This is a genomic window from Capnocytophaga gingivalis (assembly GCF_002302415.1).
Taxonomy (GTDB): domain Bacteria; phylum Bacteroidota; class Bacteroidia; order Flavobacteriales; family Flavobacteriaceae; genus Capnocytophaga; species Capnocytophaga gingivalis.
In genome coordinates, this window is record NZ_CP022386.1 from 44,223 (window position 1) to 68,079 (window position 23,857).

Genomic DNA, 23,857 nt, shown 5'->3' on the forward strand with positions numbered 1-23,857 from the left:
TAAAGCTGTAAACATGAGAACTTTTACAACAAACGAATACAAAAACAGTCCCCTATACCAAAATAACCCTGGTAACCTTCCCAACAAAGGGGAAGATTGGGGAGGTAAAGTGCCAAAAGCACTTAGAAAAGGTAATGATAAGTATGAAGAATTTATCACTGTAGAATACGGATTGCGTGCCTTAATGATCAATATTCGTACAATCATGGATAAGGGAAAGAGAAATACCATATTGGAATTTTCTCACCGCTTCCACCCCGCAGCAGGTACCCAAAAGGTAGCACTATATCAATCTACCCTGTCCAAGGCTTTGGGAGTAGACAAAAACAAGAGAATTACGGCATTTACCAAAGATTTTTATATAAAGATGGCTAAGGCAATTGCCAGTATAGAAATGGGGAGCAGTGCACACCTTATTCCTGAGGACGCCTATGATACTGCTTATATCTATATGGGAATAAATATGACCAGTGGAGGAAATCCTGTAATGCCAGAGAACAAAAAACCTGCCAATACACCCCCCAATAAACCCAGTGGCGGAAATACTCAACAAAACGGAGGCAACAAACAAGGGGATAGTACCCCTCAACAAGGAGGAAACCAACAAGGGAATACCCAACAAGGAGGGGACAATCTTACAGATCCTAACCTACAAAATCCCTACCCCTCTGATCCCAATAGCGGCCAAGGTAGCAACGTATTCCTATGGGTAGGTGTAGCTATAGTGGTCGGAACGGGTGGATACCTGCTGTATGATCACTATGCACAAAAAGGAAAGAAAAAATAACCTATAAACCAATAGATATGACTGATTTAAGAAGACTTACCACAATTCGTGGACTGAGAAATAATAACCCTGGAAATATTCGAATGAGCGACACCGCTTGGCAAGGTAAAATCTCCAAGGAATTTAATACGGACACCAACAAAGCCTTTGAACAGTTCGAGAGCTTGGAATATGGGTTGCGTGCTCTGATGAAGAATGCTTATACATGGATACAGAGAGGAAAAAACACCTTGGAAAAACTTATTACTGTTTGGGCTCCCCCTCATGAGAACAAAACAGGAAAATATATAGACTATGTAGCAGCACAAATGCAGATCGCAAAAAACCAGCCGTTTAAAAAACTGGATCGTAAGTTTTTTATTTCCTTAGCCAAAGCTATTACAGAGATGGAAAACGGAGCGGCCGCAGCTCAATCATTGGTGCCGTATAGTGCTTATGAAAAAGCCTTTTCCTTGATGGGCAATATAAGCTACATACCTTCTGTTGAAAAAAAAAACGAATAGGAATCATAGGTATAGCCCTCGTTGCGGGGGCTGCCTTTTGCCTTTATAAATATTATAACCCCAGACTATGGCACAAAAAAAGACAACTCAAAAAAGTACAAGTGTAAACCAGTTTCACCTAAAGGATATACTTGCCCTTTCTCTTTCCGCCGCCGCTGTTTTCTTAGCAGGGTATCAAGTACATTTGGCAATTAAGCACGATAAACAAAATTCTAAACAATAAAAATATGGCCTCTATATATGCAACCACAAAAGGTTTTAACGAACTCTGGCAAAAGGTAACTCAAGAGAAAGAAACATTAGATAAGTATAAAAAGAAAATTCCGCCTTTCATTATTAACAATGATGTTGCCCTTACTTATACTCTTGCGATAGAGTATTATAGTGGGATATTAGCAGAATTGAATACTATAAAAAATGAAGAAATGGAAGATTGGGTAATTGATGTCTTCCCTTCTTTATATGCAAGTATAGATTCGCTTATATCCGACATGAAGTCTCTTTTGGCTAATTATGAATCGGAATTAAAGAAAAACAAGGTAATTCCTTCTGAGAAGCCCTTGGATCCACCTGCTCAGACGCCCCCAACTAATACGCTCATTCCTTCATCAACGCCACCTGTGACCCAAGCTCCCCTCACAAACACCACGCCTACTATAAGCGAAAAAAACACAGAAGGCGGCCCCAAGGTAAAGGATAGTAATACAGGGGAAACCTCCTTAGCACCAACAGAGAAAAAAGAGGTTTCTCCGGAAGGAACCCCTAAGACAGAAGCTCCCAAAAAAGGTTTCTTTACTCCAACCAATATCGTGATCCTGTTTTTACTATTTGGAGCAGGTGTATATTTTTATAACCAAAAGAAGTAACCAACTATGACAGCACTTGAAGCCTTTAACGCCTTAGATAACCGAGAAGTCTCCCGTAAGGAAGTAGAACAAGTCTTGACCCAAGCAAAAGCCGAGAATAACACTGCTATTATATACCGATTGAGCCGCGTGCTCAATGATAGCCCCGAAGCTACTCATTTTGAGATTACCATTACTCACTATGATAGCTCTGTGGGGCTTTCAGGCGTGCAGCATACAGGCGACTACCGCGAAGCCTTGGACGATTGTGGCCGCCTACGCAAGGGCTGGAAGTTCGTCAAGGGCAACGTGGTAAAGGTAGAGGAAAAACCTAAAAAAGAAGCTAAACCAAAGAAGGAGAAAGCACCACAGAAGGATACTAAAAAAGACAAAAAGTATAGGTTTGTTGTCATAACAGACGATCGCCACAGCCGTGTAATCGCAGTGTTCTCTTATACAAATCCTAATATAGAAGAATTAAGTGAACGTTTTTGGAAAAATAGTGAAGGGAAATATTATGAAACTACGGAAGAGGGGCTTAGAAATTACGCTTTCGGCATGGGACCTTATCCTTTTGAAAAGGCTAAAAAACATATTGAGGAAAAATATATAGAAGGAAAAGACTTTATCTATTTTAGCATTGAAAAAGACGGAGGCAGAAACAAGGCTATTTCATTGGTAGAAAAACCTAAAAAAGAAGCTAAACCAAAGAAGGAGAAAGCACCACAGAAGGAAGAAACCACTAAGGAAGTATCAGGCCCCAAGGTAAAAGATTTTGAAGCCTTTGATGATTTGCAGGCGCAACTACTCGCTGAAAATGCTGATATTCCTGAAGGTGAAGTCTTGGATTTCCTCTACAATTTCACAGACGCCTTTGAAGAAGGAAAAACAGTCTTTCGTTTTTGGAATACACCAGGGAAGAGGCCTACAGAAGCCGTGCTACAATATAAAAAACACCCCCTCCTTACTCGTTTGCAGAATCCCTCTGCTAAAATGCGTGCCTATGAGCTTACCCCTCGTGGGTATGAGCTATTGGAGAAATTCCATAAAGGGGTAGAACGTATAAAAAAGACTTATGACCTTGGCTATATCGCAGGGATACACAAACTTTCTAATTTTTTGGAAGATAGAAAAGCCTATACAAAAAAGGAAAATGTCCAAGATTCGTCTAAAAAAAAAGTAGAAAAAGCCCCCAATAAGGCTACAAAGTCCCTAAAATCAAGGAAAGGAAAAGTCGAAAACGAGGCTAATTTCACCCTATTGCAGGAGCCTACTAAGGTGTTTCTTGAGTTTGAAGACGAGAAAAACCAAGCCTATTACAAAAAGTCTGCCGACAAGCAAGGAGCTGTGGGAGCTGACTTTTTAAAGGAGACTTTAAAGGATTTAAAAAAACAGAATCTTAAGGAAGAGCCTCGTGGCTTTATCAATACAGAAGATTTCCCCGTAAGTCCTACTATTTCAAAAATTACAGGTATTGATAGCCTTAAAACAATCGTTGTAAAAGACAAAAATCGTCCTACCTTAGAATGTGTACTCATAGAAGCCGATCGCTATGTGGCTACAGACTTGTATAATATAATCCTTTTGAATCGTTCTAAGAATGACGGGCTGAAAACAGGTGCTCTGTATGATCCTAATTACAAATGTACCAAAATAGGAGGCTGTTCAAAGGAGGATTATTACAGAATTTTAGATTATGTATTCCCTAATTATAAACCTATATTGACCGAAAATCCCGTATATACTTCCGACTGGGTAGCTATAGAGCCTATTATACAACATTTGAAATCTGGACTTGAGGTGATAAGAAAGATTTATGATTGGAAAAAGGTTTATGTGGTTAAGATTACTTCTAATGTAGGAGAGGGTCATTACAATCTGAAATATCTATTAAATGACTTACAAATCTTACAAAGCAATGGAGCTAAAAAAATAAGGTTATATACCAATAAGTTAGATGAAAAATTAAATATAGAAACAGACAATGGAAATATAGTGGTGACGATGGCTGTATATATAGGGGATCGTAGTAATTATGATGTGATAAGCCCGCTAAGAATTGCCCCTATCCAATTGCATTTCACCCAAAACCGCAAGGAAGAAAAAGGCCTTTCCTGCGTGGACTACTCCCAAGGGCTTTTTGGAGATATAGGTCTCAATGCCCCTCGCCACGAAGGTATTCTCAAGGAAGCGCTTACAGAAAAAGGGAAACTTAAAAAAGGTTGGTACTTCCAAGATTACGGGATTATTGACCCAAAAGGAAAATATCACCCTTTAGAAAGAGAGTTTGCTTATGAATATAAGGTTGCTTCTGATGAATTGAATAGCCGAGCTTTTGAACAAAATGAGAAAAGAAAACGAAAAGGTTTTGAAGAAAATATACAATTACAAGATAATTTAAAAGATTTTTTTAAATCTCTATCCCAGAAATACAAAAAATATTTTAAGAATTATAAAGCAGTAGAGATATTTTATTGGGCTTTCAATTTTGGAGAAAAACCTACTAAATTCTTTACAATAGATGAAACAAATCCTTATAATGAAACTCAGCTAAAAGTTTTTGATAAATATTTCTCAAACAAAAATAAACTATTCACTCGTTTAGAAAATTATGAAACACTTAGGCGTTACAATTTAACTGATTTAGGATACAATATTATCTCTGAAATAGATTCTTTTTTAAATAAAGAAGGTAAAAAAGTAAGGGGAGATATCAAAAAAATAAATAAAAAATATGGCTTAAATGCTCCCTCTGTTCCAGAAGTCTCTACCGAAAGGTTTAAAAAAATGTCTGTTCCTGAGTTAAGGGAATATACATTGGAATATTACCTTGAAAATTATGGAGGAAAGAGCCTTTCCAAAAAATTCTTTAAAGAAGAGGATATCCATATAGAGTTTTTTAATACAGCAGGAAAAAAACTACAAAAACCTATTTACAAAGAAAAAGTAGCTGTTTTGGAGCATTTAGAATCGCTTATTAAAAATTCTACCTACAATAATTGGGGAAATAGAAAAGAAAGTAGCCCGCCTAATATCATAGGTTACCTAAATTTTAAAGCGAAAGTTACTATTGATGGAGAGAAACGGCACGTACGTATTTCTATTGCAGTTGATAGAGATAGAAAGTTTCGGTTTAAAACCTTTGAAGTAGGTGCTAATCCTAAAAAGAAAAAGCAAGCTACCTCTATTCCAGCCCCGTGGGTAACTGAAAGCCTAAGAGATAGCTCGCTTTCTGAGGGCAAAGGTACAAAAAAATCTTTATCCCGCAAGAAAAAAGAAGAAAATTTTGGTCTCAATGCGTCCGAACCCCCTGTAACCTCCTTGCCTGTTCCAAGGCAAACCCTCGCCCAGCAGTTGGCAACACGCCCCGAAGCGCGAGAAAGTTTCTTAGTGGCCGACGAGCAAATGAGCCTTTTCCTTGGGGCCTTGGAGAAAAAGACAAAGGACAGCCTTGTGATCACCCTCACCGGTAAGCAAGGTAGCGGAAAAACGCGCTTTGCCTTTCAGTTTATGAATGCCCTGGCGCAACGCTATCGAGTAGGACACGCCTCTATCGAGGAGCACCCCGAAAGCGTGCTGTACGAGGAAAAAGCCTATCAGTACCTAAACGATACAGCCTTGGAGCATATCACAGCTCAGGACGTTCGTTCTTTGGAAGAGTTGGATACAATGATACGCACCAACGAAGTAATAGTGATAGATTCCTTTCAGAAAATGCGTGAGCTGGCACCTCATTTTGAGATTGACAAGGACTTGCGCAAGAAGTATGACGGCAAGCTGTTTTTAGTGATTTTCCAGCAAACAGCAGACGGCAAAATGCGAGGAGGTAGCAAGAGCCAGTTTGACGGCGATATTATTCTCTTTACAGAGACCTTTCCCGATTACCGCGAGAACTATGTATATCCCGACAAAAACCGCTACAACAAGCGGCCCGCTACCGAGCTACAATATAGTATATACGAACAACGTATGCTCGCCACGGCTCCCGAAGTGCCCGCCCTACCCGCTCACTATGAGCCTACGGAAAGCGAAGAACTGAATTTTGAAGTGTTATAATATAAAGATATGAATAAAGAACAATTAGAAGCAAGAAAAAATGAGATTGAGAGGAGAATCAGTCAATTAAGAAAAGAACTTTCCCCTGTCGCTTATAGGGTGTTAGCCTTTCAATCAGTGGGCTTTATTGCTGGTGTAGTTTGGGCTTGGAAGACTAAGCAGAAATGGTATATCAGACCTTTAGCAGGAATAGGAGGAGCTGTAGGTGCTAATGTCTTGAGTACTTTTCTAATTTCCAACTCAAAGGCAGAGAAGACAGCTGAATTTGCCCAGCTGGAAAGAGAATTGAATGATATTAACGGGCAGCTTGACTGGATCAGGTTACAATCTTATTATCCTAAGCCACAATGAAAGTAGAAATAATCTCTTATAGAACAGGTGTAGATGTGTTGGGATTTCCTATAATCCACGAGCATATATTTATAGAAAGCACAAAAGAAAGTGCCTCTCATTCCAAAAAAGGAAAGAATATGTCCAAGAAAAGCGCTGTACGCAATACTGTACAACATTTTCTTTCAAGAGAAGTAAAACAATTATAAAAGAATAATGTATGAACAAAGAAAAACAACAAGTATTTGAGCGAGTTCGTGTAGAAAATGACGAACTTAGAGAAAAAATAGGTAAGTTAAGAGATTTCTTGAAAAGCGAGAAAATTAAACAAATAGACAAGACACAAGCCTATTTACTAAGAATGCAGTATGACACGATGACAGCTTATGCTAATATCTTAGAAAAAAGATTAGCTCTTTACGAGGAAGAATCAAAAACAACAGATTTTAATTAAATATTTAATTTTATGGCAACAAAGAAAGTCGGCTTGAAAGCCAATGGACGGCTCAAGAAAGGTTTCCGTTACAACGAGAACGGACGTATTGTGAAAGCGAAGAAAGCAACCACGAAGAAAACTCGTAAGCGCTAACCCTTGAGTACAAATCCCTACCCCCGTAAGGTTAGGGATTTTTTGTTTGGTACAATTTTTTTACATTTTCCTCCCCCGCAAGACACACGTGGGGGAGGTTTTTTATACTTGGTTTCCAAAAATAGGCTCGGTTTCCAAAAATTTTCCCCTTTGGTTTCCAAAAATAATAAAGATTTGGAAACTTATATAAATACAATGTAACTATGTGAAAATAAATAGTTTATAACGATATATAGCTCTGTAAGGTGATTTTCGAGTCATTTTGTAACTTATTGAAAATCAGCAATAGGCTTCTTAGTTTCCAAAGTTTCCAAAAAAACGGCTACTCCGCCCTACTCTCGTTGCGTAGAATTATCAGTAATGAATATTTTTGACTGTTTCATCAGCGGAGTTGTTGCGAGCGGTGTATATCTCCGTTATCTTCAGATCCGAGTGGCGCGCTTGATCCCTCACCTTAATAGCAGGAACGCCAGCGTTAAGCATATCTGTTATACCTGTGTCCTTGAGCGAATAAAACTGTACCTCCTTTCTAAAGTGGTATTTTTTGCGCACATTCTCCCAATGATAGAATAAATTTGTAATTGCTTGCTTCCCTGGTACAAACTTCTTTCCAAACAAAAATAGGTCTTTGGAGGCTTTGCCAATATGTTCTTTCAACTCCTCTATGAATATATTTGGAATGGTTACATTCTCCGTCTTTCTATTTTTGGAAATACTGCTGGGTATGGTTATGTAACTCTTTTCAATGTTTACGTGTTCCACCTTTAGTTTTTTAAGCTCATTAGGACGAATAAAACAGTAATAGGTAGTCATACAGAATACGTAAAAATGGAAATTCTCCCCTTTTAAGAGAGCTAATTTAGCTTTTTCTTTCTCATTGAGTACTACCCTTGTTTTCTCTTTTATAGACTTTGTCTTTGTGTTTTTTACTGGACTTTCTTTTATAAACCCCTTCGACAAACAGAAGTTGAAAAAAGTTCGCATACACGTAAGGTAAAAGTTGTAAGTTCTTGCGCTTTTTTCTTTCTCTATATAGATTCTATCCAAGAAATGATCACATATAAGCGTAGAAATATCAGATATAAACTTGGCATTTTTCTGGTATATGGATAAATATTCAGTAAAAGCCGTAATAAAGTGTTTGTAATTATTGCAAGTAGATTTTCTTTTCACCCCGTCCGAAAGTTCCTTGGAGAGTGTTTTTAGGTAATAATCAAAACAGTAATCAATTGTTTTTACCTCTGTAAGGTTGCCCATGTATGGAGACCAGCCCGAATACAGTTGCTCGTTAAGTGTGTCTATCATCTTTTGAGCAAAGCGCAAGCGTTCTTTTTTGTTGCTCATTTTAGGCACCCTATTGCGAAACCTAACCAGCTTGTCCGATTGAGGATCCTTAGCATAATACACAATTAGCCAATCAGTGCCTATACGGAGCTCAGCAGGCTTAAATGCCACCATGGGTATAATGGAAGATTGTTTGTTGTTTTTAGGCATTTTTTTATTTAGGGCTATGAGAATAGTCCTAAAATAATTCCTATTGAATACGTGTCACGATATTGACACAACCACGGCGCAAAATTAAATATAAATATTTGAATATCAAAATATTACAGCAATTTTATTTAATTGTAAGGGACAAATATACAAAAAAGATATAAATATTTGACCTACTAAATAAAAGATTTTTTTAAGTAAAAGTTTCATTTATCCTAAATTATTTTGTACTTTTGCTCTTCTATAGAGAAGAAATAATAATATAAGATACTATGGATAGACATCATATCTTACTAATTATCCATCTTATCAGTGCAACTATCTGGGTAGGTGGTCATTTGATCTTGCTTTTGGGTTTTTTACCTAAGGCACTCAAGCATAAAAATTTTGATTTTATCTCTCGTTTTGAGAAGACTTATGAGCCTATAGGGATGCCTTCTCTGCTTCTTTTAGTTGTCACAGGTATTTGGATGGCTTATGACTTGAATGCGCCACTGCCTTCGTGGTTCTCTTTTGCCACAGGGATAGAAACGGTCGTGTCGCTCAAGATTATTGGTCTTCTTACCTCTATTTGTTTTGCTATCAGTGCTCAGACAAGGGTATTGCCTAAGTTGGCGAAGGGACAAATCAAAAAACTTCCTGAAATGGCGGTTCATATCTTATGTGTAACACTTATTGCGGTAACTTTGCTTATATTGGGAAGTACTATTCGCAATGGAGGTTTTCTATTCTAAAATAAAAAAATGATAGAGGCTTTTGAGAATTATCTCTCTTTGGAGAAAAAATACTCCTCTCACACGGTGACAGCTTATCTTGCCGATGTGCAAGAGTTTGCTGCTTATCTCACTGAGGTAGAGCCTACAATGCTCCTTCCCCAAGTGAACTATTCTCTTATTCGTTCATGGATTATCCACTTAGTAGAGAGAGGAATTACCAATAGATCTATCAATAGAAAATTAGCCTCGCTCAAGGCTTATTACGCTTTTTTAGTGCGTACATTGGCTATCAAAGCCTCTCCTTTTGTCCCTCATATCCCTCTGAAAGCACCTAAAAAAATATCTATTCCTTTCTCTTCCAGGGAGATAGACTCGGTTCTCTCTCAACCCATTGTTGAAGATTCTTATACCCAAATGCGTAATAAGACGATTATAGAACTCTTTTATGCAACAGGAATGCGTAGAGCAGAGCTTATCGATTTGAAAATAAGCGATATAGATTTTTCTCAGAAAACAGTAAAGGTATTGGGTAAGCGCAACAAAGAGCGAATAATCCCTCTGATTCATACAGTGGTGGAGACTCTTGAGAAATATTTAACCTTACGTAAAGGGGTAGAAACCAATGAGGTATTTCTATTTTTGACGGATAAAGGAAAAAAAATGTACCCAAAACTTGTGTATAATATAATAAATTCGTACTTTAGCACTGCCACAACAAAGCTAAAGAAAAGCCCTCATGTACTGAGGCATTCTTTCGCTACACACCTTTTAGACAATGGGGCTGACCTCAATGCTGTCAAGGAATTATTGGGGCACGCAGGGCTCGCTGCTACTCAGGTCTATACACATAGTAGTATCGCAGAGCTCAAAAACCAATATAAAAATGCGCATCCGAGGATGACTAATAAAGAGTATTAATTTAAAATTTTTAGATTATGAAAGTAAATTTACACAATGTCGGTTTTACAGTGGATCAAAAATTGGTCGATTTTATTCAAAAAAAAATGGACAAATTAGACCTTTTCTATGATAAGGTGATTGACGCTGAAGTCTATTTGAAGTTAGACAATACCACTGCCAAAGAAAATAAAATAGTGGAAATTAAAATAAATGTACCCGGAGATAGTTTTGTGGTCAAAAAACAATTCAAATCCTTTGAAGAAGGAGTGGATTCTTGCGTAAATCCTATCGAAAGATTCTTGAAAAAATACAAAGAAACTCGTTAATATTCTCTGTAGGGGGCGAATGACAATTCGCCCCTTAATTCACTCTTTAAAGTTGTATTACCTCCCTTATATCATGACAAGGAAATTAGCCACAACTCCCAAACCTCTTTATAAGAGTACACTAAGGGACTATCTCGCAGATTTTTCTTCTAAATAGAATTGTAAATGTAATTTCTTGTTGTATTTGAAATCAAATAAAATCTATTATATATGAATAGAGTGCTTATACTTGTTGATATTCAGAATGACTTTATTACAGGAGAGCTTCCTGTTCCTGATGGCAGGGCTATTGTAGATCCTGTCAATCATCTTATTCCTCAGTTTGATCATGTGATTGCTACTCAGGACTGGCATCCCAACAATCACTTTAGCTTTTTTACCTTACATGAGGGGAAAAAGGCTTTTGAATCCATCCCTCAAGGGGACTTCCTACAGACGCTTTGGCCTCCTCATTGTGTGCAGGAAAGCAAAGGAGCAGAGTTCTTCCCAGAACTGCATACCCAATTCATCAATACTATATTCCGTAAGGGAACAGACCCTAATATAGATAGCTATAGTGCTTTCTTTGATAACCAAAAGTTAAAGAGTACAGGACTGGATGGGTATCTCAAGGGATTGTCTATTGAGGAACTCCATTTTGCAGGCTTGGCAGCGGACTATTGTGTCTATTATTCTATGGTGGATGCGCTTGACCTAGGCTATAGGGTATTCTTACATGAGCATTGTACCCGTGCCATTAGCAAGGAACATTTTCAGCAGCAAAAAGAGGAACTTATCAAGCATCCCAATTTTACTTTATTACCTTAAGAAGATTTGAAAGAAAGACAACAAATGCGATTTGGTATTGTCATTCCTGCTCACAACGAAGGGGATATCTTGGCGCTGACCTTGGACTCGCTCCTCAATCAGCACTATCCTGCCCATCAGATTATTGTGGTGGATGACAATTCCTCGGACAATACAGCCAAGGTGTTGGCCGCTTATTGTGCCAAGTATCCACAGGTGAAACAGCTCTATAGGAGCTCCTCTGCTCATCGCTTGCCAGGGGCAAAGATCGTTCAGGCTTTCTATGCGGGGCTCCCTCTACTGGAACAGGTAGAGGTCATTTGTAAGTTCGATGCTGATCTGATCTTTCCTCCAGATTACCTCCAGAAGCTACACCAGTATTATACACAACACCCTAAGTTGGGGATGTGTGGTGGAGTCTGTAGTATAGAAAAACAAGGGAAATGGCTAAGGGAAGAACTTACTGATAAAAATCACCTCCGAGGAGCACTAAAGAGCTATCGTCGAGAATGTTTTGAGGATATCTCTGGGCTTAGACAGGCCATGGGTTGGGATACTGTGGATGAGCTATTGGCTCAGTACTATGGCTGGGAGGTCTTAGTGGACAATACCTTGCTGGTAAAGCACTTGCGCCCTACCGCAAGCCGTTACAACTCTCAGGCTCAGTATATGCAGGGGGGGATGTTCTACCGCTTGCGATATGGGATGATTCTCTCTTTTTTGGCAAGTGCTAAGCTTGCTTACAAAAAGCAAAGTTTTCACTTGTTTTGGGATTATATAAAGGGATACTTCAAGGCTAAGAAGGAAAAACAAGATTTTTTAGTAACTCCTGAGGAAGGAAAGTGGATACGGGCTTACCGCTGGAGAAATATCAAGAAAAAATTCTGAATTGTTGATAAGAAAATTTGCTGTATACTGATTTTTTCTTTACTTTTGCGCTGTATTAAAATAATACCACAAAGAGAATGAAAATAGCACTATTAGGTTATGGGAAAATGGGTAAAACCATTGAGCGTATTGCCCTTGAGCGTGGTCATGAGATTGTTCTCAGGGTGGATGCTCCAGGGGAGTATGATCTCTCAGTAGCTCAAGTGGCCATTGAGTTTAGTACCCCTCAGAGTGCTTTTGCTAATATTAGCAAGGCGCTTTCCGCAGGTATACCAACCATAGCTGGTACTACGGGTTGGCTTGAGAATTACCCAAAGGCGGAAGCCTTATGCAGGGTGCATGATACAGCCTTTCTCTATGCTTCCAACTTTAGTATAGGAGTCAATGTTTTCTTTGAGATTAATAAGGTCTTAGCAAAGCTCATGCAGAAGTATCCTCAGTATGCCATTGCTATTGAAGAAATACATCACACTCAAAAACTGGATGCACCCAGTGGTACCGCCATTACCTTAGCACAGGATATTATTGAACAGACCGACAAAGTTGGTTGGCAGTTGGGGGAAACCTCCGAAGATAAGATCCCCATTACAGCCAAGCGTATAGAGAATACTCCTGGTACTCATATAGTTACTTATAGTAGTCAAGTGGATACCATTGAGATCAAACATACCGCTCACAGCCGTGATGGTTTTGCCTTAGGGGCTGTTTTAGCTGCAGAGTGGATACAGGGGAAAAAAGGTGTCTTTTCTATGAAAGATGTCCTATTCGAAAAATAAATTTAATCATTTGTAAAAATAAATTTTATGGCAAGCGTAAGACGTTTAAAAAAGAATATTGCTTCTGTCTTAGGAGAGTTAGTAGATACTCTTATCATTTGGGAATTGGTAACTGATAAAAAAAATGAGGCTTCTCAAGCTGTGGTAGAGGAAATCTACGCCGCTTATGATAAGTATCTCGGACAAATTAATAATCCAAGTGAAAACAAAGGGGCTTTCTACAAACAACTGCTTAAGAATTTCGAAGAAGAAGTCAATGCTATTGTAGCAAAGATCAATGCTTTGAGCTAAAAAGAAATTACTTTTTTTGTTTTACACCAATTACATTTGTTCACAATGCAATTGGTGTTTTTTGCATATATTACTATGAAGAAGCTATTCTTATTTCTTTTCTTGGCCTTTACCTCTGTAACTTTTGCACAACAGACTTATAAGCTCTATGTAGAGGGCGAAAAACAGTGGGCATATAGGGAAAATGTGCTTACCGATTTTGTATATGCTTTCTGTACTAAGGATTTCGAGGACATTGCCAAAAATCCTGTGGTAAGGGATAGTTTAAAAGTAGCCTTATTAGAATCCATATATGATAAAATGCTGCAAAGTATCCCTACGAAAGATAAAAATACACAGATAAGTCTCTTTTTCGGAGAACGAAAAAAGGGGAAAGGTCGTATTTTCTTTATGACTTTCTTCGAAGGAAACCTAAAAGGTAAGCGCAAAGATGCTTTCTTTCAATTCCTGTTGGAAAACAATACTAAAGAAGGAGCGTTTAAGTGCGATACTATTGTGATTTCAGAGGGAAAGCATAGATTTACATACCAAGAACCCTCTGTAAAACTCAAAACAAGATATCAAAAGGAGGTGATGCAGGAATATGAAGCGCATGCATTAGAAAAAAATGCCAAAAAAGAATTGGAAAACTATATAAATACAAGAAAACGCTGGCGAAAAATGATTATCGTCAATTAGCGATAGTTTGCAAAAATGCTATGCATAGGGGTAATTTACACATAAATAATTCAAAACTCAAAACTCAAAACTAAATAGATGGCAGACGACGATTTGATTACAGACGATGAGCTGTACGAACACTATAGTTTTAAGGCAGGAAAGGGACAAGAACCACTACGAGTAGATAAGTTCCTGATGAACTTCGTGGAGAATGCCTCTCGAAATAAGGTACAACAGGCGGCTAAGGACGGCAATATATTTGTCAATGGAGTAGCCGTGAAGGCTAACCACAGGGTCAAGGCCAATGATGAAGTCAAGGTTATGTTTGCCCATCCTCCTCACGAATATCTCTTGGTACCTGAGCCTATTCCCTTGGATATTGTCTATGAGGATGAGGAACTAATCATCATCAATAAGCCTGCCGGTTTGGTAGTACATCCAGGGCATGGCAATTATCAAGGAACTCTCATCAATGGACTAATTTACCATTTTCAGCACCTGCCTATGAACAGTTCCGACCGACCTGGCTTGGTACATAGAATCGACAAAGATACCAGTGGCTTATTGGTTGTGGCTAAAACGGAAGAGGCTATGAATCACTTGGCTAAGCAGTTTTTCAACAAAACCAGTGAGAGGGAGTATGTAGCTTTGGTGTGGGGCAACCTCGCTCAGGACGAGGGAACTATCATAGGGCATATCGGAAGGCATCCTAAGAACCGCCTCCAGATGACCGTTTTCCCTGATGGAAGTGAAGGTAAGGAGGCCATCACTCATTACAAGGTCTTGGAGCGTTTTGGCTATGTAACCTTAGTTTCTTGTCGCTTGGAAACAGGGCGCACACACCAGATTCGAGCCCATTTTACCTATATAGGACACCCGCTTTTCAATGACGAGCGCTATGGTGGGGATAAGATACTCAAGGGAACAACTTCAGCTAAGTATAAGCAGTTTGTCGAAAACTGTTTTAAGATTCTCCCTCGTCAAGCGCTTCATGCCAAAACCTTAGGGGTGGAGAAACCCTCCACAGGGCAGATGCTCCGCTTTGATAGCGAAATACCTCAGGATATGCAACAATGTATAGAAAAATGGCGTAACTACCTTAGCAATAGAGAGGTAGTCAATGATTAATGAGAATAATAGGGAGGATTGCAATTTATCCCTCAAAAACAAGAATTTTTCAGAAAACCTCTAATCATAAAATGGAATTTTACTCTTTTATGTAAAGTGATTTTATAGCTAATTAATTTACATTTGAAAATATATTATGAAACAATTCTTTTTTCGACAGGCGAAAATAGAAGATTTAGAGGCTATATGGCCACTCTTTCTCTATGCCAAAGAAACCATGCGACAAAGAGGAACCCACCAGTGGCAGGATGGTTATCCCTTTAAGGAAACTATTGAGCAAGATATAGTTCATCACTATGCTTATGTAGTGGAAGAGGCAGGTGAGGTTATCGCTTATGTAGCCATCAGTAGGGATGGAGAGCCTACCTATCAAAAGATAGAGGGAGCTTGGCTTAACCAGGAGCCCTATATAGTAGGGCACAGAATGGTAGTAGGGAAGAAGGGACGAGGTAAGGGATTGGGATCTTTTATGATACGAGAAGCTGAAAAAATAGCTATTATTCATGGAATACGTTCTGTACGAGTGGATACTAACTTTGATAATCAGGTCATGAAACATATTTTTGAAAAAGAAGGCTATACTTACTGTGGTATCATTCAGGTACGTGATGGAAAACGTGAGGCCTTTCAGAAGATTTTAGTTTAAATAAAGAGTTATGAAATACAATCAGATAGATACAGGAGCCTATACCATCTACTTCGCAGAAGAGGGCTATAAATACTTAGCAGACTATATAAAAGAAAAGAAATATTCAAAGATATTTGTTCTTTCCGATACACATACCCATGAGTGTTGTGTATATACTTTCTTACAGAAATTCCCTTTTGAAGTGGAAATCATAGAAGTAGAGGCTGGAGAGGAGTACAAAACCTTGGATACCTGTCTTTCTCTTTGGCAGACCCTCTCTGATTTAGAGGCGGATAGAAAGAGCTTGCTGATCAATGTAGGTGGAGGGGTGGTTACTGATATGGGAGGATTCGTGGCATCTACTTTCAAGCGAGGAATTGATTTTATCAATATTCCTACTTCTCTCTTGGCGATGGTGGATGCTTCTATTGGAGGGAAGACAGGGGTCGATTTAGGAACCCTCAAAAACCAAATAGGCGTGATAGAGAACCCTAAGCTTCTTCTTATTGATGTCAATTATCTTAATACCTTACCCAAAGAGGAATTTCGTAGCGGTTTGGCCGAGATGTTTAAGCATGGACTCATACAATCTCCTGCTTATTGGGAAAAGATGAGACATCTCTCGACCTTGACTACCGATGATTTGGAAGAAATTATTTATCAATCGGTAGTGATTAAGTATCAAGTGGTATCTGAGGATCCTAAGGAACAAGGATTGCGCAAGATACTCAACTTTGGCCATACTCTGGGGCATGCTATTGAGTCCTATGCACTATCTCACCGAGAAAAGCGCTTATTACATGGAGAGGCTGTCGCTATAGGAATGATCTTGGCTGCTTATATCTCTCATAAGGTGCTACAGTTCCCTTGGGATAAGGTGGAGGAAATCAAAACAACTCTTTTAGAATATTTCCCTCAAGAGAACTTCACCTCACAAGAGAGAGAAGCCATACAGCAGCTACTCAAGTATGATAAAAAGAATGCTTACGGACGTATATATTTTGTATTGTTGGAGGAGATCGGAAAACCTAAGTGGGATATAGAGGTTCCTTCCTCTCTTATAAAGGAGGCTTTTGACTATTATAGTATTAATCATTGATTATGGTTATAGTTATACTTAATTGGAATGGAAAGCATCTATTAGAGCAGTTTCTTCCCTCTGTGGTACGCTATTCCTCAGGGGTAGGGCTTTATGTGATAGACAATGCCTCTACCGATGGAAGTGTTTTGTTCTTACAAGAGTACTATCCCCAGATAAAGATTGTCCAAAATACTGAAAACTATGGGTATGCCAGAGGATACAACGAAGGATTAAAGCATATCCCTGCCGATGTGTATTGCCTGCTCAACTCCGATGTCGAGGTCACCCCTCATTGGCTCAAAGCTCCTATTCATATCTTTGCCCATGAGCCTCAAATCAGTATATTACAGCCTAAGATAAAGTCTTATAAACAGAAAAACTATTTCGAATATGCAGGAGCTGCTGGAGGATATATAGACAAATACGGTTTTCCCTATTGTAGAGGGCGTGTCTTTGATACAATAGAGGAGGATACAGGACAATATGAGGAACAAACGCCTATTTTTTGGGCTTCTGGGGCATGTTTTTTTATTAGAGCATCCACTTTTGAGCATCTTGGTGGTTTTGATGAGGATTTTTTTGCCCATCAGGAGGAGATAGATCTCTGTTGGCGTGCGCAAAATGAGGGGTATAAGGTGTATTATACTCCCTTGTCTCAGATATATCACTTAGGAGGAGCAACACTTGAGCAAGGAAGTATACAAAAGGTGTTCCTTAACTTTCGCAATAGTCTTTTTATGCTCTTGAAAAACTTGCCTAAAGGGACTTGGTTTTCCACGATTTTTTTGAGAATGGTTCTGGATGGCATTGCTGGGATACGTTTTTTCTTTCAGGGAAAGCCAAGCTATACTTGGGCTATTCTTAGGGCGCATTTTGCTTTCTATAAGTACTTTTTTCATTTTTATCACAAGCGGAAAAATCCTATACTAAAACAGTATTACTCAATAAAATCAATAGCTTATAGCTACTTTATAAAGAATAAGAAAGTAGGGTATTAATGGGGGAACAAAAATTGTAGGTATACCCAAAAATAAAATTATCAAAAGATTGTGTCTTTCCTATATTTTTTCTATTTTTACGGCAGATTTTAAATCTTCCTAATAATATTTTTAAAGTATTGAAAATAAATATTTTATGAGAAATATTCTTCTAATTTTTTTATGTATCTGTTCATTCTTGGGGTACGCACAGGAGGAGACTCTTATGCGAGGAAGTGTGTTCAATACCAAGACAAACTTGCCTTTAGATAATGTGAATGTGCTCAATATCAATCAAGTAAAGGGAACAGTTACCAATATTAAGGGAGATTTCTCAATACGGGTAGCCGTGAATGATACTTTACACTTTTCTTATCTTGGCTTCAAGTCTATCAAAATAAGAGTAACTCAGGATATGATTCGTTTCCCTGGAACGCGTATAGGAATGACCGAACTGGCCTATGCCTTGGAAGAGGTAGTAATCTCTCCTTATCGCCTGACAGGTTATTTGGATATTGATGCAAAGTATATGCCTGTCAATACCAATAGACAGTATAGTATCTCTGGATTAGACTTAGGATATGAGCCCAGAACACGGGATAAGAATAAAACGGAAGAGGTCGTTACCTCTGTACTAAATCCCGCAGGACTGCTTTATAAGGCTTTTAGTAGTAGGGCTAAGGATTTACGCAAACTCAAAAAGATGAAGCAGAGTGATGAAATCCGTAGTATGCTCAATGGAAAATATGACCGAGAAGCTCTGGCCGAAATTTTAGGTATATCCAAGGACAAACTCGAAGAATTGCTTCGTCATTGCAATTATTCAAAAGATTTTATCAAGAATTCTAACGACTTACAATTCTTGGATGCTCTTACCCAATGTTATGAAGAGTACAAGCTCCTCAATAAAAATGGAGAACCTCAAAATAAAAAATGAAAAGGGAAGCTATTCTCTGCTCTTAGCCTCCCAATACCTAACACCTAATACCTAAAAAACATGAAGAAGTTTTTTAAAATTTTTGGTATCATTGTTTTAGTATTGATACTATTACTTGTTTCCATACCTTTTCTCTTTAAGAATACTATAAAGGATAAAATCATGGAGAAAGTAAATGAAAGTGTGAATGCTCAGATTAGTTTTACTGACTTTTCTCTGAGTGTCTTCAAGAACTTTCCCAATGCAACAGTAGAACTCGAAGGACTAAAGGTCATTAACAATGCTCCTTTTGCTGGAGACACTTTGGCTTATGTGGGGAATTTCTCTGCGAAGGTGAACCTTAAGGATATCCTTTTCAAAGGGGATAAGGATCCTTACAAGCTCTTAGGATTCTCCCTATCAGATGCTGTAGTGAATGTACACATGAATGAGGAGGGGAAAGGTAACTTCGATATTGCCAAAAGTACTTCTGATACTACTGATGAAGAACCCAACAATTTCTCTCTTGATCTCAAGGAGTATAGCATAGAGAACCTACGCTTTACATTCAGGGACGATACCTCTAAAATGAGTGTTATCCTTGATAGTCTTTATCATAAAGGAAAAGGAAATTTCGCTAATCAAGTACTTGATTTAGAGACAACTACAGCTACTAAGGTTTCTTTTGCTTCTGATGGAACAGCTTTCCTACGCAATAATGTAGTTACCCTGGATGCTGTCTTAGGAATCGACCTAAACCAACAGAAGTATACACTCAAGGACAATACATTGAAGTTGAATGCTTTGGAACTTAATTTTGACGGATTTGTACAGCTTTTGGAAGATGGACAACTCTATAATCTATCTTTTAAAACACCTAAGACAACCTTCAAGAATTTCTTGGATCTGATCCCTGCTGCCTATACCAAGAGTATAGAAGGAGTACAGACCACTGGTGAATTTACTATCAATGGTAAGGTAGATGGTAAGTATACTCCTACCACTATTCCTAAGCTGGATATTCGTATGCTCTCGAATAATGCGTCATTCAAGTATCCTTCCTTACCTAAGTCTGTCAAAAATATTGATATAGATGTAAAAATAGGAAATGAAACAGAAAAATTGGAGGATACTTATGTGAATATCAATCGTTTTGCCTTTACTATAGACCAAGATGCTTTTTCTGTAAAGGCCTTGCTCAGAAATCTTACTAAAAATATGTTGGTGAATGCGGATCTGAAAGGAGTGATCAATTTGGAGAATATCCAAAAAGCTTATCCTGTGAAGATGGATTTGGATCTGAAAGGTATTCTCAAGGCGGACATCTCTACAGCTTTCGATATGGCTTCAGTAGAAAAGAAGGCTTACGAACGTATTCAAAACTCAGGACACGCTTCTTTGGAGAAATTTGTCTATTCAGGAGCCGGCTTCTTGCAGCCTTTCCATATCAATAAGGCGGGAATTTCTTTCAATAATGCTAAGATAGAACTTACAGAACTGGATGCTAAGACAGGTAAGACTGATTTCAATATTAAGGGGACTTTAGAAAATTTCTATGGGTTTACACTTCGTAATGAGGTGCTCAAAGGGAATTTCACCCTCGCTTCCAATCATATAGATGTAGGTGATTTTATGCAAACCGATACACCTGCGGAAACTCCTAAGCAAGATAAGCAAGAAGAAAAGCCTACAGAAACTAAACCTACTTCCAAGACAAATGCTTCTATCAAAATTCCTGCTTTTCTAGATTGTAGTCTTGATGCCAAGGCCAAGAGTGTACTTTATGATAAGCTCAATTTGACTAATGTATCAGGAAAACTTATTATCAAGGATGAAAAAGTAACCCTACAGAACCTGCAAACCGATATCTTTGGTGGGAAAACCGCCGTTACAGGAAGTGTATCTACCAAAGGGGATACCTCCACTTTTTCTGTAGATTTGGACATGAACAAACTTAACGTTATGGAGTCTTTCTCTCAGATAGAAATGCTTAAGAAAATTATGCCTATTGCCAAAGTAGTAGAAGGTTTCTTTAGTTCTAAGATTAATGTAAAAGGAAAGCTCACTCCAGAACTTACCCCTGATATCAATTCTATCTCAGGAAGTCTTTCTGCTGCCCTATTGGATAGCCATGTAAAAGAGGCTTCTCCCTTAGTTTCAGCTTTGGATGCTCAGTTCAATCAGTTGAATCTTTCCAAGCTAAACCTCAAGGATCTCAAGGCTAATGTAACCTTTGAAAATGGCCGTGTGGTGGTAAAACCTTTTGCTATCAAATGGAATGGTAGTACTATCAATGTAGCAGGAACACATGGGTTTGACCAAACCATGGATTACAAACTTACTTTCAATGTCCCTGCTAAAATGCTTGGTCAGGATGCTTCAGCCCTATTGGCTAAGCTTACAGTAACCGAACAACAGAAGTTAGGGGATATTCCTGTCAATGTGAATATGGGGGGTAACTTTACCAAACCTCAGGTATCGACCGATATGAAACAAGTTGTCAATAACCTTGCGCTACAGGTAGCCAAAGCGCAAGCAAACCAGCTTACGGATAAGGTGATGGACAAAGTAGGTAAAGAGGTGACTAACAAAATCACTGAAAAAGTAGGAGGTGAAGCTGTAAATAAGGCTACAGATGCTTTAGGTAAGCTCATAGGAGGAAAAACCTCAGCTACGGATACTACTAAGACTACTCCTAAGGAGCAAACCAAAAAAGCTGTAAATAACCTCTTGGATGGTCTCTTTAAAAAGAAAAATAATAATGAGCAATGATTGTAAGGTTCAATGATTAATGATTAATGTGCTTATTAATCATTGAGGAAAGACGTGTGATTTTTTTAAAACACACGTCTTTTTACTAAAATTATTTGTTATTCATTATTCATCATTTGTCATTGATTATGAGATTTTTAGTATTTTTAGTTATTCTTATAATAGTCCAAAGTTGCCTTCTGAATAGGACTCATTATACAGGATATGTATGTGATGCTGCTACTAAAAAGCCCTTGGCAGGAGTAAAAGTTACAGAATTGGAGAGTCAGCAGTATACTTTTACAGATGAAAAAGGATTTTTTACTTTGAAAAAGATGGATGATATAGCCTCTCGTCTTATTTTTGAAAAAGAGCCTTATATAAAAGATACTCTTAGTTCTGTACTCATACAGCATGGAGAACATTTTGAATTTCTTTTTAAGGGAGAGCAAATCTACCTCAGAACCATACAGTACATGGATTCTATCTACAATGATTATGAAGAGAGTTTGTATAAAAGTACAAATCCACGAGAGCAGATCCTTCCTAAAGATAGTCTTATTATCCGAGGAAAAGATACTGCAGTGGTAACCCATTTACAAATTTATCATTATCCTGAAGAACAGCTTATAACAAAAGATTATATAGGATACTACAAAGGAGAAAAACCACGTAAAAATTCTCATTATATAGAAAAGCACACCCTGCGAACATACTTTATCAGACAAGGAAAGTTGAGTACAGAAACTATTTATTTTCCTAAGAAAGACAGCCTTATCTATGATCGGGATACTGTCAGATGTGAGTCCTTATTTATCAAGTATGATCTAGAAGGAAATATAAAAGAAAAAATCTGTGAAGGAAATTTTTCTTGTCCCGATATAGCCGCTCATACACGAGTGGGTACAGCATTTTTCTATAAGGGGGGTAAGCTCATCCAAGAGAAGTATTATCACAATGATCGCAGAGAAAAAGATTATATTCAGTATAGAGTATATGATACAATGGGAAATTATAGGGAAATCTATACTAATAATTATGAATTGTTTAATAATGATAGTCTTATCCTCTCTCCAGAGGAAGTAAGACGCCGCACAAAGAGATAGATAGAGGAAAAATAAAACAAATGAAAGATACAGTAAGGCATCAGGGAATGCGCAATCTTTTGGCTCGACAGCTTACTGAGCGCAAAGAATATCCTATTTCTGATGAAAAAGTATTACAAGCGATAAGAATGATTCCACGTCATTTGTTCTTAGATAGTATTTTTGAAGAAAAAGCCTATCAAGATATTGCTTTTCCTATAGGAGCAGGACAGACGATTTCTCGTCCTCATACGGTTGCTTTCCAGACAGAATTATTACAGGTGAATGCTGGGCAAAAAGTACTAGAGATAGGCACTGGGAGTGGCTATCAGTCAGCTGTATTGGTAGCACTCAATGTAGAGCTTTACACCATAGAGCGCCAACAGGAACTCTTCAAAAAAACAAAGTTATTACTTGATAAAATGGGCTATATGCCCCGAAAGATGATTTTTGGGGATGGATATAAGGGATATGTAGAACAAGCCCCTTATGATCGTATTTTGGTAACAGCAGGTGCACCAGAGGTGCCCAAGGAGTTGTTAGCACAACTCAAAGTAGGAGGGAGGCTTGTGATTCCTATAGGTCGGGGTGCACAGATCATGACGGTTTTTGTACGACTCTCTCCCACAGAGTTCAGCAAAGAGGAATATGGCACCTTTGGCTTTGTACCTATGTTGGAGGATACGCAAGTCAGGAGAAAGCAGTGAGTAGCAGTCAGAGAACAATGAACAGAGACAAACGGGAAAAAGAGGCGAAAAAATAGAAAAAAAACAGAAAAAAGTGTAGGTTTTTTGATTTTTTTTCAGTAACTTTGTAGGGAAAATAAGCAGTAATCTATATAATTTTTAAGGATATGAAACAAAGAGTTCCCGTTTCCCAGATTATGTCCAAAGACATAGTTACTCTAAGCCCTACTCAGACATTGTATGAAGCAGAGGCCTTATTCAAAAAACACCACATTCGCCATATTCCCGTGGTAGAGGGGCACAAACTCATTGGTGTGCTAAGTCTTACAGACTTGCTTCGCATCAGTTTTGCTGATCTCTCTGACGATGAAAAGCATGTGGATAGTGTGGTGTATGATATGTTCACCATTCCACAGGTGATGGCTAAAGTACCTTTGGCTATCTCTCCTGATACAACTATCAAGGAAGCCGCTGAGATTCTTGCTGAGCAAACTTTCCATGCACTTCCCGTTACCGATAACGGCAACTTGGTGGGCATGCTTACCACTACAGACCTTATCAAGTATCTTTTGGAACAATATTAATTTTAAAAAAGTTAGAAAACAAGAAGCCAAAATTCCTCAGGAATTTTGGCTTCTTCTTTATCCAAAATAATCAG

General features: G+C 38.2%; 27 protein-coding genes. 26 read left to right on the plus strand and 1 reads right to left on the minus strand.

Translation table 11 applies throughout. The features are described 5' to 3' along the window. Positions 1–13: 13 nt before the first annotated feature. From CGC50_RS00285 to CGC50_RS14235, 9 genes are all read left to right on the plus strand, one after another. A complete protein-coding gene (locus CGC50_RS00285; RefSeq protein ID WP_095909223.1) occupies positions 14–787 on the plus strand; it encodes a hypothetical protein in 774 nt (257 codons plus the stop codon). 17 nt (positions 788–804) lie between these two features. After that, the gene (locus tag CGC50_RS00290) at positions 805–1,290 is read left to right on the plus strand and encodes a hypothetical protein (RefSeq protein WP_157909402.1); all 486 of its coding nucleotides are present in this window, start codon (positions 805–807) and stop codon (positions 1,288–1,290) included. Between the two features lie 67 nt (positions 1,291–1,357). Further along, the gene (locus CGC50_RS13720) at positions 1,358–1,513 is read left to right on the plus strand and encodes a hypothetical protein (RefSeq protein ID WP_157909403.1); all 156 of its coding nucleotides are present in this window, start codon (positions 1,358–1,360) and stop codon (positions 1,511–1,513) included. Positions 1,514–1,517: 4 nt separating this feature from the next. Then, positions 1,518–2,156, plus strand: coding sequence for a hypothetical protein (locus CGC50_RS00295; protein WP_095909225.1), 639 nt, complete (start codon positions 1,518–1,520; stop codon positions 2,154–2,156). A 6-nt stretch (positions 2,157–2,162) separates the two neighbouring features. Beyond that, on the plus strand, positions 2,163–6,191 hold the full coding sequence (locus CGC50_RS00300) for an LPD3 domain-containing protein (protein WP_095909226.1): 4,029 nt from the start codon (positions 2,163–2,165) through the stop codon (positions 6,189–6,191). A 9-nt stretch (positions 6,192–6,200) separates the two neighbouring features. Next, positions 6,201–6,542, plus strand: coding sequence for a hypothetical protein (locus CGC50_RS00305; protein WP_095909227.1), 342 nt, complete (start codon positions 6,201–6,203; stop codon positions 6,540–6,542). Beyond that, the gene (locus CGC50_RS00310; RefSeq protein WP_095909228.1) at positions 6,539–6,730 is read left to right on the plus strand and encodes a glutamyl-tRNA amidotransferase; all 192 of its coding nucleotides are present in this window, start codon (positions 6,539–6,541) and stop codon (positions 6,728–6,730) included. Before CGC50_RS00305 ends, CGC50_RS00310 begins: the two co-directional genes overlap by 4 nt. Positions 6,731–6,741: 11 nt before the next feature. Further along, positions 6,742–6,975 (plus strand): crAss001_48 related protein, encoded by a 234-nt coding sequence (locus CGC50_RS00315; RefSeq protein WP_095909229.1) that lies wholly within the window; start codon positions 6,742–6,744, stop codon positions 6,973–6,975. A 12-nt stretch (positions 6,976–6,987) separates the two neighbouring features. Then, positions 6,988–7,110: a hypothetical protein gene (locus CGC50_RS14235; RefSeq protein ID WP_021629489.1), complete on the plus strand. Its 123-nt coding sequence runs from the start codon at positions 6,988–6,990 to the stop codon at positions 7,108–7,110. Between the two features lie 354 nt (positions 7,111–7,464). Here the strand turns inward: CGC50_RS14235 and CGC50_RS00320 are convergent, their stop codons facing one another. Beyond that, positions 7,465–8,604 carry a tyrosine-type recombinase/integrase gene (locus CGC50_RS00320; RefSeq protein ID WP_095909230.1) on the minus strand — a complete coding sequence of 380 codons (1,140 nt, stop codon included), beginning with the start codon at positions 8,602–8,604 and terminating at the stop codon, positions 7,465–7,467. A gap of 272 nt (positions 8,605–8,876) precedes the next feature. Between CGC50_RS00320 and CGC50_RS00325 the strand changes: the two genes are divergently transcribed. From CGC50_RS00325 to CGC50_RS00405, 17 genes are all read left to right on the plus strand, one after another. Continuing rightward, on the plus strand, positions 8,877–9,338 hold the full coding sequence (locus CGC50_RS00325) for a hypothetical protein (RefSeq protein WP_002665552.1): 462 nt from the start codon (positions 8,877–8,879) through the stop codon (positions 9,336–9,338). A 9-nt stretch (positions 9,339–9,347) separates the two neighbouring features. After that, complete coding sequence (locus CGC50_RS00330) at positions 9,348–10,238, plus strand: tyrosine-type recombinase/integrase (RefSeq protein WP_002665543.1); 891 nt, start codon at positions 9,348–9,350, stop codon at positions 10,236–10,238. A 17-nt stretch (positions 10,239–10,255) separates the two neighbouring features. Next, positions 10,256–10,546: an HPF/RaiA family ribosome-associated protein gene (locus CGC50_RS00335; RefSeq protein ID WP_095909231.1), complete on the plus strand. Its 291-nt coding sequence runs from the start codon at positions 10,256–10,258 to the stop codon at positions 10,544–10,546. A 210-nt stretch (positions 10,547–10,756) separates the two neighbouring features. After that, on the plus strand, positions 10,757–11,353 hold the full coding sequence (gene pncA / locus CGC50_RS00340) for a bifunctional nicotinamidase/pyrazinamidase (protein WP_095909232.1): 597 nt from the start codon (positions 10,757–10,759) through the stop codon (positions 11,351–11,353). A 24-nt stretch (positions 11,354–11,377) separates the two neighbouring features. After that, entirely contained in the window at positions 11,378–12,220 is an 843-nt protein-coding gene (locus tag CGC50_RS00345; RefSeq protein ID WP_095909233.1) for a glycosyltransferase, read from the plus strand. Between the two features lie 77 nt (positions 12,221–12,297). Next, complete coding sequence (gene dapB / locus CGC50_RS00350; RefSeq protein WP_095909234.1) at positions 12,298–12,996, plus strand: 4-hydroxy-tetrahydrodipicolinate reductase; 699 nt, start codon at positions 12,298–12,300, stop codon at positions 12,994–12,996. Positions 12,997–13,023: 27 nt separating this feature from the next. Beyond that, complete coding sequence (locus CGC50_RS00355; RefSeq protein WP_002665517.1) at positions 13,024–13,287, plus strand: hypothetical protein; 264 nt, start codon at positions 13,024–13,026, stop codon at positions 13,285–13,287. A 75-nt stretch (positions 13,288–13,362) separates the two neighbouring features. Continuing rightward, positions 13,363–13,965 carry a hypothetical protein gene (locus CGC50_RS00360; protein ID WP_232781154.1) on the plus strand — a complete coding sequence of 201 codons (603 nt, stop codon included), beginning with the start codon at positions 13,363–13,365 and terminating at the stop codon, positions 13,963–13,965. Between the two features lie 78 nt (positions 13,966–14,043). After that, positions 14,044–15,075, plus strand: coding sequence for an RluA family pseudouridine synthase (locus tag CGC50_RS00365; protein WP_095909236.1), 1,032 nt, complete (start codon positions 14,044–14,046; stop codon positions 15,073–15,075). Positions 15,076–15,211: 136 nt separating this feature from the next. Continuing rightward, positions 15,212–15,721, plus strand: coding sequence for a GNAT family N-acetyltransferase (locus CGC50_RS00370; RefSeq protein WP_095909237.1), 510 nt, complete (start codon positions 15,212–15,214; stop codon positions 15,719–15,721). Positions 15,722–15,731: 10 nt separating this feature from the next. Continuing rightward, positions 15,732–16,802, plus strand: coding sequence for a 3-dehydroquinate synthase (gene aroB, locus CGC50_RS00375; RefSeq protein WP_095909238.1), 1,071 nt, complete (start codon positions 15,732–15,734; stop codon positions 16,800–16,802). Positions 16,803–16,804: 2 nt separating this feature from the next. After that, positions 16,805–17,782 carry a glycosyltransferase family 2 protein gene (locus CGC50_RS00380; RefSeq protein WP_095909239.1) on the plus strand — a complete coding sequence of 326 codons (978 nt, stop codon included), beginning with the start codon at positions 16,805–16,807 and terminating at the stop codon, positions 17,780–17,782. A 136-nt stretch (positions 17,783–17,918) separates the two neighbouring features. Beyond that, positions 17,919–18,698 carry a carboxypeptidase-like regulatory domain-containing protein gene (locus CGC50_RS00385; protein WP_002665603.1) on the plus strand — a complete coding sequence of 260 codons (780 nt, stop codon included), beginning with the start codon at positions 17,919–17,921 and terminating at the stop codon, positions 18,696–18,698. Between the two features lie 60 nt (positions 18,699–18,758). Then, complete coding sequence (locus CGC50_RS00390; protein ID WP_095909240.1) at positions 18,759–21,449, plus strand: AsmA family protein; 2,691 nt, start codon at positions 18,759–18,761, stop codon at positions 21,447–21,449. Between the two features lie 128 nt (positions 21,450–21,577). Beyond that, on the plus strand, positions 21,578–22,534 hold the full coding sequence (locus CGC50_RS00395) for a peptidase associated/transthyretin-like domain-containing protein (RefSeq protein WP_095909241.1): 957 nt from the start codon (positions 21,578–21,580) through the stop codon (positions 22,532–22,534). A gap of 20 nt (positions 22,535–22,554) precedes the next feature. Beyond that, entirely contained in the window at positions 22,555–23,220 is a 666-nt protein-coding gene (locus tag CGC50_RS00400; RefSeq protein ID WP_095909242.1) for a protein-L-isoaspartate(D-aspartate) O-methyltransferase, read from the plus strand. 146 nt (positions 23,221–23,366) lie between these two features. Then, the gene (locus tag CGC50_RS00405; RefSeq protein WP_002665557.1) at positions 23,367–23,783 is read left to right on the plus strand and encodes a CBS domain-containing protein; all 417 of its coding nucleotides are present in this window, start codon (positions 23,367–23,369) and stop codon (positions 23,781–23,783) included. Positions 23,784–23,857 lie beyond the last annotated feature (74 nt).

Coding starts and splice junctions, on each gene's coding strand:
- CGC50_RS00285 (WP_095909223.1), top strand. CDS start 14: ATGAGAACTTTTACAACAAACGAATACAAAAACAGTCCCCTATACCAA.
- CGC50_RS00290 (WP_157909402.1), top strand. CDS start 805: ATGACTGATTTAAGAAGACTTACCACAATTCGTGGACTGAGAAATAAT.
- CGC50_RS13720 (WP_157909403.1), top strand. CDS start 1,358: ATGGCACAAAAAAAGACAACTCAAAAAAGTACAAGTGTAAACCAGTTT.
- CGC50_RS00295 (WP_095909225.1), top strand. CDS start 1,518: ATGGCCTCTATATATGCAACCACAAAAGGTTTTAACGAACTCTGGCAA.
- CGC50_RS00300 (WP_095909226.1), top strand. CDS start 2,163: ATGACAGCACTTGAAGCCTTTAACGCCTTAGATAACCGAGAAGTCTCC.
- CGC50_RS00305 (WP_095909227.1), top strand. CDS start 6,201: ATGAATAAAGAACAATTAGAAGCAAGAAAAAATGAGATTGAGAGGAGA.
- CGC50_RS00310 (WP_095909228.1), top strand. CDS start 6,539: ATGAAAGTAGAAATAATCTCTTATAGAACAGGTGTAGATGTGTTGGGA.
- CGC50_RS00315 (WP_095909229.1), top strand. CDS start 6,742: ATGAACAAAGAAAAACAACAAGTATTTGAGCGAGTTCGTGTAGAAAAT.
- CGC50_RS14235 (WP_021629489.1), top strand. CDS start 6,988: ATGGCAACAAAGAAAGTCGGCTTGAAAGCCAATGGACGGCTCAAGAAA.
- CGC50_RS00320 (WP_095909230.1), bottom strand. CDS start 8,604: ATGCCTAAAAACAACAAACAATCTTCCATTATACCCATGGTGGCATTT.
- CGC50_RS00325 (WP_002665552.1), top strand. CDS start 8,877: ATGGATAGACATCATATCTTACTAATTATCCATCTTATCAGTGCAACT.
- CGC50_RS00330 (WP_002665543.1), top strand. CDS start 9,348: ATGATAGAGGCTTTTGAGAATTATCTCTCTTTGGAGAAAAAATACTCC.
- CGC50_RS00335 (WP_095909231.1), top strand. CDS start 10,256: ATGAAAGTAAATTTACACAATGTCGGTTTTACAGTGGATCAAAAATTG.
- pncA (WP_095909232.1), top strand. CDS start 10,757: ATGAATAGAGTGCTTATACTTGTTGATATTCAGAATGACTTTATTACA.
- CGC50_RS00345 (WP_095909233.1), top strand. CDS start 11,378: ATGCGATTTGGTATTGTCATTCCTGCTCACAACGAAGGGGATATCTTG.
- dapB (WP_095909234.1), top strand. CDS start 12,298: ATGAAAATAGCACTATTAGGTTATGGGAAAATGGGTAAAACCATTGAG.
- CGC50_RS00355 (WP_002665517.1), top strand. CDS start 13,024: ATGGCAAGCGTAAGACGTTTAAAAAAGAATATTGCTTCTGTCTTAGGA.
- CGC50_RS00360 (WP_232781154.1), top strand. CDS start 13,363: ATGAAGAAGCTATTCTTATTTCTTTTCTTGGCCTTTACCTCTGTAACT.
- CGC50_RS00365 (WP_095909236.1), top strand. CDS start 14,044: ATGGCAGACGACGATTTGATTACAGACGATGAGCTGTACGAACACTAT.
- CGC50_RS00370 (WP_095909237.1), top strand. CDS start 15,212: ATGAAACAATTCTTTTTTCGACAGGCGAAAATAGAAGATTTAGAGGCT.
- aroB (WP_095909238.1), top strand. CDS start 15,732: ATGAAATACAATCAGATAGATACAGGAGCCTATACCATCTACTTCGCA.
- CGC50_RS00380 (WP_095909239.1), top strand. CDS start 16,805: ATGGTTATAGTTATACTTAATTGGAATGGAAAGCATCTATTAGAGCAG.
- CGC50_RS00385 (WP_002665603.1), top strand. CDS start 17,919: ATGAGAAATATTCTTCTAATTTTTTTATGTATCTGTTCATTCTTGGGG.
- CGC50_RS00390 (WP_095909240.1), top strand. CDS start 18,759: ATGAAGAAGTTTTTTAAAATTTTTGGTATCATTGTTTTAGTATTGATA.
- CGC50_RS00395 (WP_095909241.1), top strand. CDS start 21,578: ATGAGATTTTTAGTATTTTTAGTTATTCTTATAATAGTCCAAAGTTGC.
- CGC50_RS00400 (WP_095909242.1), top strand. CDS start 22,555: ATGAAAGATACAGTAAGGCATCAGGGAATGCGCAATCTTTTGGCTCGA.
- CGC50_RS00405 (WP_002665557.1), top strand. CDS start 23,367: ATGAAACAAAGAGTTCCCGTTTCCCAGATTATGTCCAAAGACATAGTT.